This is a genomic window from Brachybacterium subflavum (assembly GCF_009299795.1).
GTDB classification, from domain to species: domain Bacteria; phylum Actinomycetota; class Actinomycetes; order Actinomycetales; family Dermabacteraceae; genus Brachybacterium; species Brachybacterium subflavum.
Genome location: NZ_VIGP01000007.1, coordinates 50,132 through 66,474, shown reverse-complemented (window position 1 = coordinate 66,474; position 16,343 = coordinate 50,132). Strand labels below are relative to the sequence as shown.

At 73.5% G+C, this 16,343-nt stretch carries 15 protein-coding genes; 8 read left to right on the top strand and 7 right to left on the bottom strand.

The window, feature by feature from the left end:
* Positions 1–98: 98 nt before the first annotated feature.
* Together FHG10_RS16050 and secA are read left to right on the top strand one after the other, a co-directional pair.
* On the top strand, positions 99–1,397 hold the full coding sequence (locus FHG10_RS16050; RefSeq protein WP_152354373.1) for a winged helix-turn-helix domain-containing protein: 1,299 nt from the start codon (positions 99–101) through the stop codon (positions 1,395–1,397).
* 203 nt (positions 1,398–1,600) lie between these two features.
* Positions 1,601–4,561: a preprotein translocase subunit SecA gene (gene secA, locus FHG10_RS16045; protein ID WP_152354372.1), complete on the top strand. Its 2,961-nt coding sequence runs from the start codon at positions 1,601–1,603 to the stop codon at positions 4,559–4,561.
* A gap of 17 nt (positions 4,562–4,578) precedes the next feature.
* On the opposite strand, the gene FHG10_RS16040 is transcribed toward secA, so the two are convergent.
* Positions 4,579–4,980: an Rv3235 family protein gene (locus tag FHG10_RS16040; protein WP_152354371.1), complete on the bottom strand. Its 402-nt coding sequence runs from the start codon at positions 4,978–4,980 to the stop codon at positions 4,579–4,581.
* Positions 4,977–5,936, bottom strand: a complete 960-nt coding sequence (locus tag FHG10_RS18325; RefSeq protein WP_227488321.1) for a LysM peptidoglycan-binding domain-containing protein — start codon at positions 5,934–5,936, stop codon at positions 4,977–4,979. The genes FHG10_RS16040 and FHG10_RS18325 overlap by 4 nt, the downstream gene beginning before the upstream one ends.
* Positions 5,937–6,098: 162 nt before the next feature.
* Between FHG10_RS18325 and FHG10_RS16030 the strand changes: the two genes are divergently transcribed.
* Entirely contained in the window at positions 6,099–6,653 is a 555-nt protein-coding gene (locus FHG10_RS16030) for a hypothetical protein (RefSeq protein WP_152354370.1), read from the top strand.
* Positions 6,654–6,658: 5 nt separating this feature from the next.
* Here FHG10_RS16030 and FHG10_RS16025 read toward each other — a convergent pair whose 3' ends face one another.
* Complete coding sequence (locus FHG10_RS16025; protein WP_152354369.1) at positions 6,659–6,910, bottom strand: helix-turn-helix transcriptional regulator; 252 nt, start codon at positions 6,908–6,910, stop codon at positions 6,659–6,661.
* Between the two features lie 226 nt (positions 6,911–7,136).
* On the opposite strand from FHG10_RS16025, the gene FHG10_RS16020 reads away from it, so the two are divergent.
* Genes FHG10_RS16020 through FHG10_RS16010 form a run of 3 tightly spaced genes read left to right on the top strand, consistent with a single transcriptional unit; the run spans position 7,137 to position 9,534 of the window.
* Complete coding sequence (locus tag FHG10_RS16020) at positions 7,137–7,775, top strand: SAF domain-containing protein (RefSeq protein ID WP_227488320.1); 639 nt, start codon at positions 7,137–7,139, stop codon at positions 7,773–7,775.
* A complete protein-coding gene (locus FHG10_RS16015) occupies positions 7,772–9,085 on the top strand; it encodes an AAA family ATPase (RefSeq protein WP_152354368.1) in 1,314 nt (437 codons plus the stop codon). The genes FHG10_RS16020 and FHG10_RS16015 overlap by 4 nt, the downstream gene beginning before the upstream one ends.
* Before the next feature lie 5 nt (positions 9,086–9,090).
* On the top strand, positions 9,091–9,534 hold the full coding sequence (locus tag FHG10_RS16010) for a DUF6912 family protein (protein ID WP_152354367.1): 444 nt from the start codon (positions 9,091–9,093) through the stop codon (positions 9,532–9,534).
* Here the strand turns inward: FHG10_RS16010 and FHG10_RS16005 are convergent.
* On the bottom strand, positions 9,510–10,013 hold the full coding sequence (locus FHG10_RS16005; protein ID WP_152354366.1) for a DUF2505 domain-containing protein: 504 nt from the start codon (positions 10,011–10,013) through the stop codon (positions 9,510–9,512). The two genes, FHG10_RS16010 and FHG10_RS16005, sit on opposite strands and share 25 nt — an antisense overlap.
* A 143-nt stretch (positions 10,014–10,156) precedes the next feature.
* Between FHG10_RS16005 and FHG10_RS16000 the strand changes: the two genes are divergently transcribed.
* On the top strand, positions 10,157–11,662 hold the full coding sequence (locus FHG10_RS16000; protein WP_152354365.1) for a sensor histidine kinase: 1,506 nt from the start codon (positions 10,157–10,159) through the stop codon (positions 11,660–11,662).
* A gap of 166 nt (positions 11,663–11,828) precedes the next feature.
* Here FHG10_RS16000 and FHG10_RS15995 read toward each other — a convergent pair whose 3' ends face one another.
* The gene (locus FHG10_RS15995; RefSeq protein ID WP_152354364.1) at positions 11,829–12,077 is read right to left on the bottom strand and encodes a WhiB family transcriptional regulator; all 249 of its coding nucleotides are present in this window, start codon (positions 12,075–12,077) and stop codon (positions 11,829–11,831) included.
* A 261-nt stretch (positions 12,078–12,338) separates the two neighbouring features.
* On the opposite strand from FHG10_RS15995, the gene FHG10_RS15990 reads away from it, so the two are divergent.
* Positions 12,339–12,809: a hypothetical protein gene (locus tag FHG10_RS15990; protein ID WP_152354363.1), complete on the top strand. Its 471-nt coding sequence runs from the start codon at positions 12,339–12,341 to the stop codon at positions 12,807–12,809.
* Positions 12,810–12,845: 36 nt separating this feature from the next.
* Here FHG10_RS15990 and FHG10_RS15985 read toward each other — a convergent pair whose 3' ends face one another.
* The gene (locus FHG10_RS15985) at positions 12,846–15,371 is read right to left on the bottom strand and encodes an FtsX-like permease family protein (RefSeq protein WP_152354362.1); all 2,526 of its coding nucleotides are present in this window, start codon (positions 15,369–15,371) and stop codon (positions 12,846–12,848) included.
* Positions 15,368–16,165 (bottom strand): ABC transporter ATP-binding protein, encoded by a 798-nt coding sequence (locus FHG10_RS15980; protein WP_152354361.1) that lies wholly within the window; start codon positions 16,163–16,165, stop codon positions 15,368–15,370. The genes FHG10_RS15985 and FHG10_RS15980 overlap by 4 nt, the downstream gene beginning before the upstream one ends.
* Positions 16,166–16,343: the final 178 nt, after the last annotated feature.

Sequence of the window (16,343 nt, the reverse complement as noted above, 5' to 3'; positions counted from 1 at the left end):
AACATCGACCCCCGCATGCTCCGCCCGTCGCGCTCCCCGCGGCGGGCGGAGCCGCATGCGGGGCCGCTCCGTCCCACCCTGCTCCTAGGATCGGATCCATGGCCGAGCGACTGAGCTGGAGATCCGCCCGCCGCATCGCTCTGCGCGCGCAGGGCATCGGCGGGCGCCGCGCCGACGACCTTCCCGCACGCGCCGCGAGCCGGCGCAGCCTCGAGAGGACCCTCGAGCGCACCCACCTGCTGCAGATCGACTCCGTGAGCGTGTTCGCCCGGGCCCATCACATGCCCGTGTTCACGCGCCGCGGCTGCTGGGACGTGGACGTCCTGGACCGCGCGAGCCGGCCCGGCCGCGGGCGTCTGGTCCAGGAGGCCCTCGCGCACGAGGCCGCCTTCACGACCGCCGAGGTCCACTCGCTGCTGGGCTTCCGCCGCGAGCGCGCCGCGCGCAGGGACTGGGGCGCCGTGCGCCGCGCCGCCGGCTCGGACGCGGGGGCGATGCGCCGCGTGCTCGACGTCATCGCCGCGCACGGGCCGATCAGCGCCGCCGCCGTCGCCCGCCGCGTGGGCGACGAGGAGAAGCCCGCCGAGGGCTGGGGATGGCGCCGTTCGGACACCCAGTGGCTCGTCGAGTACCTCTTCCGCGCCGGCCACGTGGACTGCGTCGGCCGCAGTCCCCAGTTCGAGCGGCTCTATGCGGTCGAGGCCGGCGCGCCGCTGCCGGATCACGCCGCCGACCCCATCGCCCTCCCGGAGCGCGGGGACGACGAGGGGAGCGGACCGGATCCGTCCGCCGCGCAGGGGGAGCTCGCCCGCCGCGCCGCGAAGGCGCTCGGGATCGCCTCCCCGGCGGACATCGCCGACTACTTCCGGCTGCGCGCGGCCGAGGTCGCTCCGCACATCCGGGACATGCTCGCCACCGGGATGCTGCGCGAGGTCACCGTGCGCCGCGGCGCCCGGGAGCTTCCCCTCCTGCTGCACCACGAGGCGCCACGACCCGCCCCGGTCGCCGCGGCCGCCCTCGTGAGCCCCTTCGATCCCGTCGCCTTCCATCGCCCCCGTCTGCGCGACCTCTTCGACGTCGAGTACCGGATCGGCATCTACACGCCGCGCGCCCAGCGCACCCACGGCTACTACGCCCTGCCCTTCCTGCTGGGCGATCGGATCGTCGCGCGGATCGACCTGCGCAGCGACCGCCGGCGCGGCGTCCTCGAGGTCTGCGAGGCGCACCTCGAACCGCTGCCCGCCATGCGTGCGCGGGAGAGGGTGCCGGGCGTCGAGGAGATCGCTCCCGCGCTCGCCGACGAGCTCGGTCGCGCCGCGCGCTGGCAGGGACTGACGAGCATCGAGGTGCTCGGCGTCGGCGACCTCGCCCCCGCGCTCGCGGAGATGCTGTCGTAGGCGGCCCCGGATCGCCGCCCCGCCGTGTGCCCTGTGGCACGGCGCTCGCAGGAGAGGACACGTAGGATGGGGCGGCGCCGCGCCCTCCGGGGCCGTCGGCGCCCGCGCACTGCCGATCCGCCCCCGGCGGGCCGGAACACCATCCGCCCTCCCGGGCGGACGAGACGAACCGGACCGGTCACGGTCCACCCCGAGGAGCACGAGTGGTCAACCTCTTCGACACGATCCTGCGCGCCGGCGAAGGCCGTGAGCTGCGCAGGCTCACCACCATCTCCCGTCGCGTCGACGACGCGGCCGCGATCTACGAGGACTACAGCGACGAGGAGCTGCGCGAGGAGTCCGTGCGCTTCCGCGAGCGCCTCGAGGACGGCGAGACCCTCGACGACATCCAGGTCGAGGCCTTCGCCGCTGTGCGCGAGGCCGCGAGCCGCACCCTGGGCCAGCGGCCCTACGAGGTGCAGGTGATGGGCGGCGCGGCGCTGCACCGCGGTCGCATCGCCGAGATGAAGACCGGTGAGGGCAAGACCCTGGTCGCCACGCTCCCCGCCTACCTCAACGCCCTCGCGGGCAAGGGCGTGCACGTGATCACGGTCAACGACTACCTCGCCTCCTACCAGAGCGAGATCATGGGGCGCGTGTTCCGCGCGCTGGGGCTGAGCACGGGCTGCATCATCTCCGGGCAGAAGCCCGAGGAGCGCCGCGAGCAGTACGCCGCGGACATCACCTACGGCACGAACAACGAGTTCGGCTTCGACTACCTGCGCGACAACATGGCCCTGAGCGCCGACGAGCGCGTCCAGCGCGGCCACTTCTTCGCGATCGTCGACGAGGTCGACTCGATCCTCATCGACGAGGCCAGGACGCCGCTGATCATCTCGGGCCCCGCCTCGGGCGACGCCAACAAGTGGTACGCCGAGTTCGCGAAGGTCGTCCAGCTGCTGCGCCGCGACCGCGACTACGAGGTCGACGAGAAGAAGCGCACCGTGGGCGTGCTCGAGACCGGCATCGACAAGGTCGAGGACCACCTGGGGATCGACAACCTCTACGAGTCGCTGAACACCCCCCTGATCGGATTCCTGAACAACGCCATCAAGGCGAAGGAGCTGTTCAAGAAGGACAAGGACTACGTGGTCCTCAACGGCGAGGTGCTCATCGTCGACGAGCACACCGGACGCATCCTCGCCGGTCGCCGCTACAACGAGGGCATGCACCAGGCCATCGAGGCGAAGGAGGGCGTGGCGATCAAGGCCGAGAACCAGACGCTCGCCACGATCACCCTGCAGAACTACTTCAAGCTCTACGAGAAGCTGTCGGGCATGACCGGCACGGCCGAGACCGAGGCCGCCGAGTTCATGAACACCTACAAGCTCGGTGTGGTGCCGATCCCCACCCACAAGGACATGATCCGCCAGGACCAGGTCGACAAGGTCTTCCGCACGGAGAAGGCGAAGTTCGACGCCGTCGTCGAGGACATCGTCTCCCGCCACCACCAGGGTCAGCCCGTGCTCGTGGGCACCACGAGCGTCGAGAAGTCCGAGTACCTCGCGAAGCTGCTGAACGCCCAGGGCGTCGAGCACGAGGTCCTGAACGCCAAGAACCACGCGCAGGAGGCCGCGATCGTCGCCATGGCCGGCGCGAAGGGCGCGGTCACGGTCGCCACCAACATGGCCGGCCGCGGCACCGACATCATGCTCGGCGGCAACGTGGAGTTCATGGCCCACCGCGCGCTCAAGGAGCGCGGCCTGGACCCGGAGGAGGACTCCGAGGCCTACGAGGAGGCATGGGACGACGCGATCGCAGAGGCCGAGTCCCAGGTCTCCGCGCAGCACGACGAGGTCGTCGAGGCCGGAGGCCTCTACGTGCTGGGCACCGAGCGCCACGAGTCCCGGCGCATCGACAACCAGCTGCGCGGCCGCTCCGGCCGACAGGGCGATCCCGGCGAGTCCCGCTTCTACCTCTCGCTGCAGGACGACCTCATGCGACTGTTCAACGCGGGCGCGGCCGAGACGCTGCTGGCCCGCGGCGGAGTCGACGAGTCGGTCCCGCTCACCGGCCGTATGGTCTCCTCCGCGATCCAGCGCGCCCAGCAGTCCATCGAGTCGCGCAACGCGGAGATCCGCAAGAACGTCCTGAAGTACGACGACGTCCTCACCAAGCAGCGCAAGAAGATCTACGAGGAGCGCACCCGCATCCTCGAGGGCGAGGACCTCGAGGAGCACGTCGGGCGCTACATCGACGAGGTCATCGGCGGTGCGGTCGACGCGGCCACGCGCGGCGTCACGCCCGAGGACGTCGACCTCGAGGAGCTCTGGGGCACCCTGCGTCCCACCTATCCCGTCTCGATCTCCGCGGAGGAGCTCGTCGAGGAGCACGGCGGCAAGGAGAACCTGGACGCCGCGACGCTGCGCGAGGAGATCCTCTCCGACGCGCACCTGGCCTACGAGAACCGTCGGGCCGAGCTCGGCGAGGACGCGATGGACCAGCTGCAGCGCCGCGTGCTGATGTCGGTCATGGACCGCCGCTGGCGCGAGCACCTCTACGAGATGGACTACCTCAAGGAGGGCATCGGACTGCGCGCGATGGCCCAGCGCGACCCGCTCATCGAGTACGAGCGCGAGGGCCACCTGATGTTCAGCGACATGATCGCGGGCATCAAGGAGGACGCCGTCGGGTACATCTTCAACCTCGAGGTGCAGGTCCAGCCCGCACCCGTCGTCCCGCAGTCGGTCTCCGACCTGGTGACCAAGGCCGCCGGTGCGGTCGGCGCTCTCGCCGGGACCTCTGCGGGGGAAACCTCCGAGACTGCCGCCGGCGTGTCGTCCGAGGGCGCCTCGGACGAGGAGGGGACGGCCGACGAGGACCTGGCGGACGATGGAGTCGGATCCGACGCGGCGGATGCGACCCCTGCCGTGACGCTGCGGGCGAAGGGCCTGGACGAGGGGCCGAGCGCACGCGAGCTTCGCTACTCCTCGGCCGAGGGCTCCGGCGCCCAGGACGTCTCCTCGCTCTCGCGGGCCGAGCGCCGCCGTCGCGAGCGCCAGCAGCGCAAGCAGGACTCCAAGGGCGCGCAGGGCTCGTCGAACGCGCGCGGCTCCGACTCGCCCACGAGGTCCGGCGGGAACACCGGCGGTCCCTCGCGCGGACGGCGCGCCAAGCGCTCCTGACCCCTCCGGGGGGAGGGTCAGCCGACCTCCAGGACGGTGACCCTCCACCCGGTGTGGCGCAGTTCCCAGCGCATGGCCAGGAACCGCGCGCGGTCGGCGTCGCGCACCACGGTGCTCGCCTCGACGACGCCGGGCGTGACCACGCACGTGCGGGTCCCGGAGATCGCCAGGCGCACGCGGGGAGTGCGCCCGGTGAGGCCGCGGATCCTGCGGGTGAGCGCCGCGCGCCGCGCCAGGTACGCCGAGACCTCCGGGGTGACCAGCCGGGACAGCGTGCTCACCGGCCGGCTGTCGCGCACGATCTCGACGGCGCAGCGGGCCACGCTCTCCACCAGCCGGCGGCCGTCCTCGGGGTCGCGCGGATCCACGCCCGCGACGAGCTGCTGATCTGTGGGCACGAGGCCGTCCGTCGCGGTCATGAGTTCTCCTGGGAGGTGGGGAGGGTATCGGGGACGGTGAGCACCTGTCCGGGCTCGATGCGGTCGGGGTCGGGGCCGACGACGTCGGCGTTCGCGGCGAAGAGCTCGGGCCAGGCCTCTGAGACCGCCCCCGGGTGATCGGTGCCGACGCCCATGAGGTCATCGCTGATCGACCAGAGCGAATCGCCGTCCTTCACGACCACCGTGAGGGTGTCCGGCCGCTCGCTGCCCTCCGCGCTGCTGTCATCCGTGCCGGCGGTCGCCTCGGAGGACTCGGATCCGGCGTGGGGGCCGGGGTCCTCCGCGGATCCCTCCTGGTCGCCCCATCCCAGGCCGGGGAGGTCCTGATCGCCGTCGTCGGGCCCGTCCGTGGGTTCCTCGGTCGGCGGTGCGTCGGGCTCGGCGGGCAGCTGCGCGGACGGTGACGCATCCGCGTGCTCGGGCGCGTGATCCTGCGATCCGGGCAGGCGCATCAGCGGAGCCGCGGCGGGCGCCGAGGCGGGAGGTGCCGTCTGTCCCGCCGCGCTCGTGACGGCTGCCGGCGTGCCCTGGGCCTGCGCGGGCCCCGCGAGGAGTCCGGCGGCCGCCGTGGTCACGGCGAGCGTCGCCAGCGCGCGGGAGGCGAGGCGCGGCGCGAGCACGCGCAGCGCTCGGAGCAGCGCCCTCGAGCCCGCGGCGTCGGCCCCGCGCAGCATCACCACGGCGGCGAGGGCGTGGACGAGGGCGAGATACGCGCACAGCAGGACGCCGAGCGCCGCGACCGCCAGCAGCACGAGCGCCGTGAGGGCGTCGGTGCCGTAGCTCGAGCGCGCCTCGACCTCGAGCGCCGCCGTCGCCCGCAGCAGGATCGCGCCGGCCGCGAGCGAGGCCGTGGCGATCAGGGGCGTGGACAGCGCGGCCCGCCGGCCGGTCGCCCTGGTCCTCATGCCCGTGCTCGGTCTGTCCGTCGTGCTCATCTCGTCCCCTCGCGGTGCGCACCGGCACGTCGCCGATGCCGTGACTCCGTTATCGGTCATGCCGTTTGATGCAGTTTGCTGTCGAATGAAGCGATGTGCGGGAATCTATCGCGATGTGATGTGAAGCGCAAACGCGCTCGTGGCAGCGCCTAGAGTGGGCGGATGAGCCTGGAGAGGATGTTCGAGGACCTCGAATCGCGCATGGACCACCTCGAGAGCGAGGAGCGGCGCGCGGTCACCGAGGAGCTCACGCGCGCCGAGCGCGCGCAGGTGCTCGTCCTCGATCGTCTGCGCGGCGCGGTGGGACACGACATCAGGGCGCATCTGCGCGACGGCGCGGTCGTCGGCGGAGAGGTCGTCGAGGTCGGGGCCGACTGGGTGCGGCTGCGGTCCGATGCCGACGCCCGCTCCGCGTGGCTGGTGCTCGGCGCGATCGTGCTGCTCGAGGGCCTGCCGGAGCGCGTGCGGGAACCCGGCCGCACGCGACTGCGCCCGCCGGGGCTCGGCACGGCGCTGCGGGCGCTCGCACGGGATCGCGCCCTCGTGCACGTGAGCACCGCGGCGGGGGAGATGCGGGGCCGGATCGCGGGCGTCGGTCAGGACGCCCTGGACCTCCGTCTGCTGCCGTCGGGCGAGCAGCGCCCGGCCTCCGGGACGCGAGCGGTGACGATCCTGCTCTCGGGGATCCTCTCGATCACCGCGCAGCGGCCGGACTGATCAGGTCAGCGGTCGCCGCGGTGCGGGGCCGACGAGGACTGCGGCGCCTCCGTGCGCTCCTGCTCGAGGAAGGTCTCGGTGGCGGCGTAGGAGCGCTCGATGTACGCCTCGAGCTCCGAGAGCTCGACGCGCCACTGCCCGCGACCGCCCACCTTGATCGCGCGCAGCTCGCCGGAGCGCACCAGGGCATAGGCCTGGGACGCGGAGATCGAGAGCTGCTCGGCGACGTCGGAGAGCGGGATGAAACGCGTGGTCATGGGGCTCCTCGGAAGGGGAAGGGCCTCATTGTCGCACCCGTGCCCCCTCGGATCCTGAGCATTGTGGACGAGCGGTCGCGGACGCCGGACAGTGCTCCGCGCGCCGCCGCGTCGTCCACAGGATCGATCGGTCGGCCGCGCGCGGACGAGCAGTGCCGTAGCCTCTCGCTCGAGGGTCGGATCCCCCGAGTCCGCCGGCCCCGCCCGCTCCCCGGAGGTAGCTCACGTGCCCCCTGCCCCTTCTCTCATGCGCCTGCGCCGACCCCGCTGGAAGGATCCGCGCCTGATCGTCGGCATCCTGCTGGTCGTCCTCAGCGTGCTGCTGGGCGCCCTGCTCGCCTCGCGCGCCTCGGCGACCACGACGGTGCTCGTCGCGCGCGACGAGGTGGTGGTCGGCGATGAGATCGGACCCGACGCGTTCACCACTGCCGAGGTCCGCCTGGGCGACCAGTCCGCGCGCTACGCGAGCTCGCCCGGGGACATCCCGGAGGGCTCCACGGCCCTGCGGTCCGTGCACTCCGGAGAGCTTCTGCCCGTGTCCGCGATCGGCCAGGGAGGCGGGGGCGACCTGCGCCCCGTCGTCATCCCCGTCGACAGCGCGGTCGCGGACTCCGTGAGTCCGGGGCGTCCGGTCGAGCTCTGGCGCACGGCGGCCGACGAGCGGGACAGCGACGCCCTCGCGGAGAAGCTCGTGGACGGCGCGACCGTGCGCCGCGTGTTCGAGGGGAGCACCTTGGGCATGCGGTCCATGAGCGTCGAGGTCCTCGTCCCGGCCGATGACCTCCCCGAGGTGCTCGAGGCCCTGGGGTCGGGGGACAGGATGGACGTCATCGGTGTTCCCGGTGACGAGGGAGTCGGCTCATGATCGACATCGTGCTCTGCGCCTCCGGGCGCGACGAGGTGAGGATCGTCCACGACATGGCCCGGGGATCCTCCGGGAGAGCGCGGATCGTGCGGCGCTGCGCCGATCTCGCCGAGACCGCGGCCGTGGTGGCCGCCGGCATCGGCGACGTCGTGGTCATCGACCTCGCGGTGCGGGGCCTGGACCGCGAGGCCGCCGCGGAGATGCTGCGGGGCGGAGCGGGCGTCGTCGGACTGCGCAGCGAGGAGGGCGCGGCGGCCCGCACCTCGCTCGGCCTGCGGATCGTCGTGGACGCCTCGGCCGAGGTCGAGGAGCTGCTCGAGGCGTGCGATCGGGCCCTGCGGCCCGAGTCGGAGCAGGAGTCCGGCGGCGACGCGTGGGTGCAGGAGACCGCCGACGGTCTCGAGGATCCGCCGCCGCAGCGGGCCCCGCTGATCGTGTCCTGGGGACCGGGAGGCGCGCCGGGCCGCTCGACCGTCGCCGTGAACCTCGCGGCCGAGCTCGCCGACGCCGGCGAGTCGACCGTGCTCGTGGACGCCGACACCCACGGCCCCTCCCTCAGCCAGATGCTCGGCGTCCTCGACGAGTCGCCGGGGCTCGTGGCCGCGTGCCGCGCCGCCGCCCGCGGCACGCTCGACCGCGAGACCCTCGATGCTCTCGTCCCCGCGGTGCGAGGACGCCTCCACCTGCTCAGCGGCATCGGCGTGCCGGCCCGCTGGGCGGAGGTCCACCGCAGCTCCCTCGAGGACGTCTGGGAGGCCCTCGCGGACCGCGGGGGCGCCGTGGTCGTGGACGTCGGCGCCCCTCTCGAGGAGGACGAGGACCTCAGCTACGACACCGCGGCCCCGCAGCGCTGCGCGGCGTCCCTCAGCGCCGTGCGCAGGGCCGACGTGCTGCTCGCCGTGGTCTCCTCCGACCCGGTCTCGATCGCGCGGCTGGTCCGGGAGCGCGAGCGGCTCGACGAGATCGGCGTCGGACCGCTGCACGTGGTCATCAACCGTGCCGGGCCGCCCGCTCGCGGGGAGAGGGTCGAGGAGCTGCTGCGGTCGCGCATGGGCGTCGCCTCCGTGACGATCCTCCCGGAGGAGGCCACCACCTGCCGTCGCGCCGCCTGGGACGGTGCGGTGCTCGCGGAGGCGGCGCCGCGCAGCCCCCTGCGCAGGGCACTGCGGGACCTCGCCGCCCGGGTGCGCGCGGAGCACGTCGGCGTGGAGGATGCGGGGAGCACGGCCGATGCGGACGGGCCGGACGCGGAGGGCGCCGGCACGGGCGGGGCGGACCCCGAGCGCGCGGGCGCCGGCGTGGGAGGATGAGCGCCATGAGGATCTTCGCGCCCGTCGGACCCGCCGATCACGACGCCCTGCGCTCCGGCGCCGCGCGGGTCGCCCTGGAGACGGGTCGCCCCGTCTGGGGCGTCTCCGACGCCGCCCGCGCCGATCGCGCGGCGGAGGACGTCGAGGAGCTCGAGTACGACGCGCTGCAGGACGCCGTGTTCAGCGCGCTGGGACAGATCGACCCGCGGATGCGGGCGCTGGTCCTCGCCGGCGACGTGCCGGACGCCTCCCTGGCCGACGCGAGCGAGGACGGCGGAGCGTTCGGGCTGCGCCTCGCGCGCGAGGACACCCTCGTGGTCGCGAGCGCCCACGCCACCGAGCTCGACGCCGCGGCTGCGGAGGTCGACGACACCGACCCCGCGCTGCTCTGGTTCGATGCGAGCGAGCTGCCCGCCGCGATCGACTACGCGGAGGCGCCGCTGCGGTAGTCCTCGGCCGAGCGCTCCTCGGCCCGCAGCACCTTCGTCACGTACGGCAGCGCGGCCTTCTCGAGCCGGCCGCCCAGCAGCGGGACCTTCGCTGTGAACTCCCCGTCGATGCTCACCGCGGAGTTCTCCCCGGCGGGCCGCAGCTCCAGATGGCCGCGCATCGAGGCAGGCGCCCCCTGCACGGTCAGCTCGATCGTGCCCTGGCGCGCACCGGCCTCGGCGGGGGCCTGCCAGGACTGCACCTCGAGGATCTTCACGCTCCTGCCCACGAGCGAGCGGGCGATGTCCGGGATGCCCTCGGTGGTCAGCTCCAGATGCGTGGTGACGGTGAAGGCACCGGCAGGATCCCCCTCGACCTCCGAGGTCGCGGACTCCGCGTGCAGGGTGCGGCCGCGGATCCGGGTGTAGGCGGGATCGGCGTACATCGCCGCCGCCGCCTCGGGAGGCATCGGCAGGTTCAGATTCTCGCTCAGGCGCATGCTCCCACTATGCCAGGTGGGCAGGTCCGCTGACCGCCCCGTCTCCGCCCCGTCTCCGCCCCGTCTCCGCCGGCCCGGCGCGCGCGGGAGTCCGGGGTGGTCTCCCGCGCCGAGCACCCGTGCACAGGACATATCCTGGCCGTATGCCGAGCCTCGCCAAGTACCTCTCCGACGTGCCGGACATGGATGAGAAGACCTCCGAATGGCTGCAGCTCCTGGTGGGGGACTGGGCCCTGCTGTCGGACCTGCTCCGGGCGGACCTCGTGCTGTGGGTCCGCACCCCCGCCGGCGCGCTCGCCGTCGCGCACTGCCGGCCGTCGACCGGCGCCACCGTCTACTACGAGGATCCCGTGGGGATCGAGGCGGACCCCGAGGAGAAGCCGCTGGTGCGCGCGGTCCTCGACGGCGAGGAGCCGTACTTCGAGCCCGCCGTGGTGATGAGGGAGGGCCAGGAGGCGCTGCGCCAGCTCGCCCCCGTCCGCCACGAGGGACAGACCATCGGCGTGCTCAGCATCGAAGCCCCCGTGCCCGCCGGCGAGCCCAGCCGCAACGAGACCCGCCAGCACGAGCTGGGCGAGCGCCTTCTGCGCATGATGGGCGAGGGCGCCTACCCGATCGCCGGAGCCCCCATCCCCCCGCGCCGCGGTGCGCCGCGCGTCGGCGACGGCATCGTCGAGCTCGACGCGCAGGGCGTGATGATCTGGGGGTCGCCGAACGCGCTGTCGGCCTTCCACCGCTTCGGCGTCGCCGGCGACATGACCGGCAGCACGCTCGCCGAGCTCACCACGGAGCTGCTGCAGACGCGCGCCCCCGTCGACGAATCCCTGCCGCTCGTGCTCATGGGGCGCGCGGCCTGGCGCTCGGACATGCAGGCCCGCGGCGGGACCCTCTCGCTGCGAGCGATCCCGCTGACCGCCGCCGGCAAGCGCGACGGCGCGATCATCCTGGTGCGCGACGTCAGCGAGCTGCGTCGCCGCGAGCGCGAGCTGATCACCAAGGAGGCCACCATCCGGGAGGTGCACCACCGGGTGAAGAACAACCTCCAGACCGTGGCCGCGCTGCTGCGCCTGCAGTCGCGGCGGATGAAGAGCGACGAGGCCCGCGACGCGCTCGCCGAGGCGCAGCGCCGGGTCGCCACCATCGCGCTGGTCCACGAGTCGATGCTGCAGGGCAGCGAGGAGGCCGTCTTCTTCGACGAGGTCATCGAGCGCTGCCTGCGCCTCGCCGTCGACGCCGCGAGCGCGACCGTGCACCGCGAGGGGGCCGACGTCACGGACCCGCATCAGGTCGAGGTGCGCACCCAGCGCGTCGGCAAGGTCGGTTCCGTGCGCCCCGAGGAGGCCACCCCGCTCGCGCTCGTGGTCACCGAGCTCGCGACCAACGCCGTGGAGCACGGGCTCTCGGAGACAGGCGGCACCCTCACCATCCGGGCGGAGCGCACCGGCAGCCACCTGGTGATCCACATCGAGGACGACGGGGCGGGCATGAAGTCCGCACAGCCCACGGGGCTCGGCACCAACATCGCCCAGACCCTCGTGCAGGGAGAGCTCGGGGGGTCGCTCGACTGGGAGAACCGCCCCGAGGGCGGCACTCGGGCGACGATCGACGTCTACCTCGACCCCGTCAGCGTGGACGCCGCGAACGCCTGAGGCGGCGTCCGCCGGCGGGCCTCCTGCCGGACACTCTCCGCGCGACACCCTGGCACGCGACGACGGGCGACCCCCGGAGGGATCGCCCGTCGTCGAAGGTGCGGGGTTCGAAGCCGCGGTGCGCGATGCGGCACGGCGAGGGGCCGACGGTCCGTCGGCCGCCCGGTCAGCCGGCGCGGCGGGCGCGGGCGTTGCGGCGCTTGAGGGATCGGCGCTCGTCCTCGGAGAGGCCTCCCCACACGCCCGAGTCCTGGCCGGACTCGAGGGCGAACTTCAGGCAGGAGGTCATCACGTCGCAGCGCTGGCACACCGCCTTGGCCTCCTGGATCTGGGTGATCGCGGGACCCGTGTTCCCGATCGGGAAGAACAGCTCGGGGTCCTGGGTCAGGCATTCCGCGCGGTGGCGCCAATCCATCTGCTACTCACTTTCGGATCACCCCGCAGCGGCTCGGGAGCCACGGCGCGGCAGGTGGTCGCCTTCGGCAAGGCGATACGGATCTACGGGCGGACCGATGCCGAAGCGGCCGATCCTGGGTTCCCTCCATTGTCGGAGGCCTCGCGGTGGGGGACAAGAGCGCACGGGAAGGACCTGGGTGGCACTTCCCACAGCGCCGTGAGCGCCCGGGGACTGCTACGGGGCGCTCTCGGCGAGGAACGCGTCGATAGAGTGCAGCACATGGCCTCCTCCGGATCTCCGCCCCCCTCGCCCCGCGGGAGCGCTCCGCGTCCCGCCACGACGGAGGACCGGCCGGGCGCGCGGCGCCTGGGGACCGTGCTGCTTGGCGCCGAGGCGCTGTGCCTGCTCCTCCTCGGCGGCTTCATGATCACGCGGGTCGGCTCGCAGGACGTCGGCGCGTCCCTCGCGATCGGCCTGGCCGTGTTCATCCTGCTGTTCGCGATCGCGGTCGGCCTGGCCGCGCTCTCGCTCTCGCGCCGCGGCCGCTTCGGGCTCGGCTTCGGCGTCACCTGGCAGCTGTTCCAGGCGCTCGTGGCGGCGAGCATGCTGCGCGCCGCCATCGTGGTCGTGGGCGGGATCGGCATGCTGCTGGCGATCGCGACCTTCGTGGTGCTGCTGACCCTCGTGCGCGCGACCCCGCTCCCGTTCGACGACGAGGAGGCGAAGAACGGACGCGGCCCCCGCGGCTGACGCCGCGAGGGCCGGAGGTCACCGGGGCGCTCCCGACTACTCGTCGGCCGAGGTGAGAGCCTGCGCGGGAGCCGTGCGCGCCGCCCGACGGCCCGGCAGCACCGAGGCCAGCAGGCCCGCCGCGAGTGCGAGCCCGAGGACCAGTGCGATCTGTGCCCACGGGATGGTGACCTGCAGCGGGAACTGCCCGCCCAGGATCGTCGCGATCCCCAGGACCCCGTAGACCGAGCCGAGCACGATCCCGACCGTCGCTCCCACGAGCGCCAGCAGCAGTCCCTCCCAGGCGAGCATCGCGCGCATCTGGCCGCGCGTGGTGCCCAGGGCGCGCAGGAGGGCGTTCTCCCCGGTCCGTTCGATCACCCCGAGGCTCAGCGTGTTCGCGACGCCGACGAGGGCGACGAGCACGGCGACCGCGAGCAGCGCGACGGTGATGCCCAGCAGCACCGTGAGGATCTGCCCGTAGCTCTCGCGCTCGACGCCGGCGGCGTCGACCTGCGCGTCCGGGGCGCCGTGCTGCGCGAGGGCGTCCTGGATGCCGGTGACGATGCCCATGGCGTCCTGGCCCTCGCGCGCGGCGGATCCCTTCTCGGCGAAGGCCGCGAACAGGGCGGGCTGGGCGTCCTTCCCGACGAGCGCCGTGAGGGTGCTCGGGGTGACGATCGACATCTGCAGGTTGGAGTCCACCCTCACGCGAAGCTCGTGCGTGGCGCCGTCGGCCCCGTCGACCTCGAGCACCTGGCCGTCGTGGACGCCGAAGCGCTCCGCGCGCTCCTCGCCCAGCAGCACGGTGCGGTCCTCGAGGGAGTCGGCGAGGTCGGGGCGGTGTGAGTCCTCGCGCATCTGCGCGGGCGTCGCCGCGTACAGGGTCATCGGCTCGTCGGCCCCGACCTCGACGTCCCCGTGCTGGGTCGCGGAGGCGTGGGCCACGCCGGGCACCTCCGACACCGCGCTGAGGGCGTCGTCGGGGAGCTTCTCGGCGGTGACGACGGAGTCGATGGGCTTGCGGCTGTCGAGCTCCGTGGTGAGCGTGGACTCCGTGGTGCGCGCGCCCACGGCCATCATCGTCATCAGCGTGGTGCCGATGAGCAGGGCGGCAACCGTGGCCGCGCTGCGCCGCGGATTGCGCGAGGTGTTCGCGCCCGCGATCCGCGCCGGCAGCCCGCCGATCCTCGCGGCGAGGGCTCCCGCGAACCGGGTGAGCGGGCGCGTGAGCACCACGAGGCCCACGAGCAGTCCGGCGAAGCTCACGACCCCGCCGAGGAGCCCGACCGCCACGCCGAGGCCCACGCTGCCCGTGAAGGACACTGCGACCGCGCCGACCAGTGCCAGCAGTCCCAGGGCGACCGCCGCGAGGCTCAGGACCCCGCGCGCCCCGAGGCGCCGGTGCAGGGCCGGGGGAGCAGGACGCAGCGCCTGCAGCGGCGCGACGCGCACCGCCGCGCGCACCGGTCCGAAGCCCGCGAGCACCGTGAGGGCGACCCCGACGACGACGGGCACGATCAGCGACAGAGCCGAGACCGGGACGAGCAGCAGGCCGTCGAGCAGACCCAGCCCGGCGGCGGCCGCCAGCAGCGCCTGGGCGAGCAGGTGCGCGCCGAGCGTGCCGATCACCGCACCCACCAGGCCCACCAGGGCGCTCTCGCGCAGCACGGTGCGGGCGACCTGGCGGCGGGTTGCGCCGAGGGTGCGCAGCAGCGCGAGGGCGCGGGTGCGCTGGGCGAGGGTCACGGCGAAGGTGTTCGCCACCACGACCGCGCTCGTGACCAGGGCGATCACCACGAACACGATGAAGACCATCGCCAGGGCGTCGAAGCCCTGCATGACGTCCGAGACGCCGTCGTCGATCGCCTGCTGGGCGGTGAGCGCGGAGAGGGAGTCGTCCTCCAGGGCGGAGACGACCTGATCGGGATCGGTGCCCGGCTCCAGCGCCGCGAGCCACCTGCTGGTGGTGCCCGGAGCGATGAGCGTGCCCTGGTTGTGGGAGTTCACGTGGACGACGGGGGTGGCGCCGAGCGCCGTGGCGGTGCCGCTCGCGCTGATGCCGGAGACGGTCAGCTCGAGATCGCCCGGCTTGCCGTCCGCGCGGGATTCCGCGGGGATATCGACCTTCTGGCCGACGCCGACGCCGAGCTGATCGGCGGCCGCCTGGTCGAGGACCACCTCGTGCGCGGAGCGCGCGTCGTGGCCGGCGGTCAGCTCGAGCGGCTCGACCTCGTGCGGGGGATCGCTCTGCTGCTGCAGGAAGGCCGTGCGGCCCGAGCCGGCGTCCAGCTGCATGTACCCCTCGGACAGGGGCCAGACGGCGCGGGCGTGTGGGACCTCGGGAACCGTCGTCGTGGAGTCGGCATCCGACGAGGAGCCGTCGGCGGGAGCCGCGTCCTGGTCCTCGTCGCCGATGACGACGTCGGCCCCCTGGTAGCGCTGCTCGACCCCTGCGGAGAGGGAGGTGGTCATGAGGTTCGCCGCGATGAGCATGATCGCGACGAAGCCGCTGGCGAGGGCGACGGTGATGAGCGCCGCGAGGTGCCTGCGGGGCGGAGTGAGGCGGATGCGGCGGCTCATCGCAGCACCTCGTCGGCGCTGATCCGGCCGTCGGCCAGGGTGATGATGCGGTCCGCGCGCTCGGCGGCGTCGCGCTCGTGGGTGACCATGACGACGCTCTGCCCGAACTCGTCGACGCTCACGCGCAGGAAGTCCAGCACCTCCTCGGTGGTCGTCGAGTCGAGGTTGCCCGTGGGCTCGTCGGCGAAGACGACGGCGGGGGAGGTGACCAGCGCACGCGCGATCGCCACGCGCTGGATCTGCCCGCCCGAGAGCTGCGAGGGCAGATGGTCCAGGCGGTCGCCGATGCCGAAGGCGCCGGTGATGGTGTCCAGCCAGGCGCGGTCCGCGCGGCGGCCGGCGAGGTCGAGCGGCAGCAGGATGTTCTGCTCCGCCGTGAGCATGGGCAGCAGGTTGAAGGACTGGAAGACGAAGCCGATGCGGTCGCGGCGCAGACGGGTCAGGGCGTCGTCGCCGAGGCCGGTGATCTCGGTGCCGTCGATCTCGATCGAGCCTGCGTCCACCGCGTCCAGGCCGGCGAGCACGTGGAGGAGCGTCGACTTCCCGGACCCGGAGGGGCCCATGATCGCGGTGAATCCTCCGCGGGCGATGTCGACGTCGACGCCGTCGAGGGCCCGCACGACGCTCTCGCCCCTCCCGTAGGACTTGCGCAGACCGCGCGCACGCAGGACGGCGTCGGGCGTCGACGGCTCGGGGCCGGTCGCGGTCGCCGCGTGCGCGGCAGGAGCGGTCGAGGGGACGGCCGAGGTGGGGTCCGCGTCGGCGGCCCGGTGGTGGGGAGCGGGGGAGTGCATGGAGGTCCTCCGTGGATCGGGGCGAGGGCGGTTCCCTCGCGGCGGCATCCCGGCTGCGGCGGGACATCACGATCCTCTCGTGCAGGGGCCGGGGTGTCGTCAGCGTCCGGTCGCCCCTGCCCCGCACGCCGCCCCACTGCAGTCGGGCGGGGCCCTCCGCCCTGGGTATGACGCGGGG

Excerpts from the sequence above, each read along its gene's own strand:
- FHG10_RS16050 (WP_152354373.1), top strand. The coding sequence starts at position 99 with ATGGCCGAGCGACTGAGCTGGAGATCCGCCCGCCGCATCGCTCTGCGC.
- FHG10_RS16025 (WP_152354369.1), bottom strand. The coding sequence starts at position 6,910 with ATGACCACGCGTTTCATCCCGCTCTCCGACGTCGCCGAGCAGCTCTCG.
- FHG10_RS15985 (WP_152354362.1), bottom strand. The coding sequence starts at position 15,371 with ATGAGCCGCCGCATCCGCCTCACTCCGCCCCGCAGGCACCTCGCGGCG.
- FHG10_RS16015 (WP_152354368.1), top strand. The coding sequence starts at position 7,772 with ATGATCGACATCGTGCTCTGCGCCTCCGGGCGCGACGAGGTGAGGATC.
- FHG10_RS18325 (WP_227488321.1), bottom strand. The coding sequence starts at position 5,936 with ATGAGCACGACGGACAGACCGAGCACGGGCATGAGGACCAGGGCGACC.
- FHG10_RS16030 (WP_152354370.1), top strand. The coding sequence starts at position 6,099 with ATGAGCCTGGAGAGGATGTTCGAGGACCTCGAATCGCGCATGGACCAC.
- FHG10_RS15980 (WP_152354361.1), bottom strand. The coding sequence starts at position 16,165 with ATGCACTCCCCCGCTCCCCACCACCGGGCCGCCGACGCGGACCCCACC.
- FHG10_RS15990 (WP_152354363.1), top strand. The coding sequence starts at position 12,339 with ATGGCCTCCTCCGGATCTCCGCCCCCCTCGCCCCGCGGGAGCGCTCCG.
- FHG10_RS15995 (WP_152354364.1), bottom strand. The coding sequence starts at position 12,077 with ATGGATTGGCGCCACCGCGCGGAATGCCTGACCCAGGACCCCGAGCTG.
- FHG10_RS16005 (WP_152354366.1), bottom strand. The coding sequence starts at position 10,013 with ATGCGCCTGAGCGAGAATCTGAACCTGCCGATGCCTCCCGAGGCGGCG.
- FHG10_RS16000 (WP_152354365.1), top strand. The coding sequence starts at position 10,157 with ATGCCGAGCCTCGCCAAGTACCTCTCCGACGTGCCGGACATGGATGAG.
- FHG10_RS16010 (WP_152354367.1), top strand. The coding sequence starts at position 9,091 with ATGAGGATCTTCGCGCCCGTCGGACCCGCCGATCACGACGCCCTGCGC.
- FHG10_RS16040 (WP_152354371.1), bottom strand. The coding sequence starts at position 4,980 with ATGACCGCGACGGACGGCCTCGTGCCCACAGATCAGCAGCTCGTCGCG.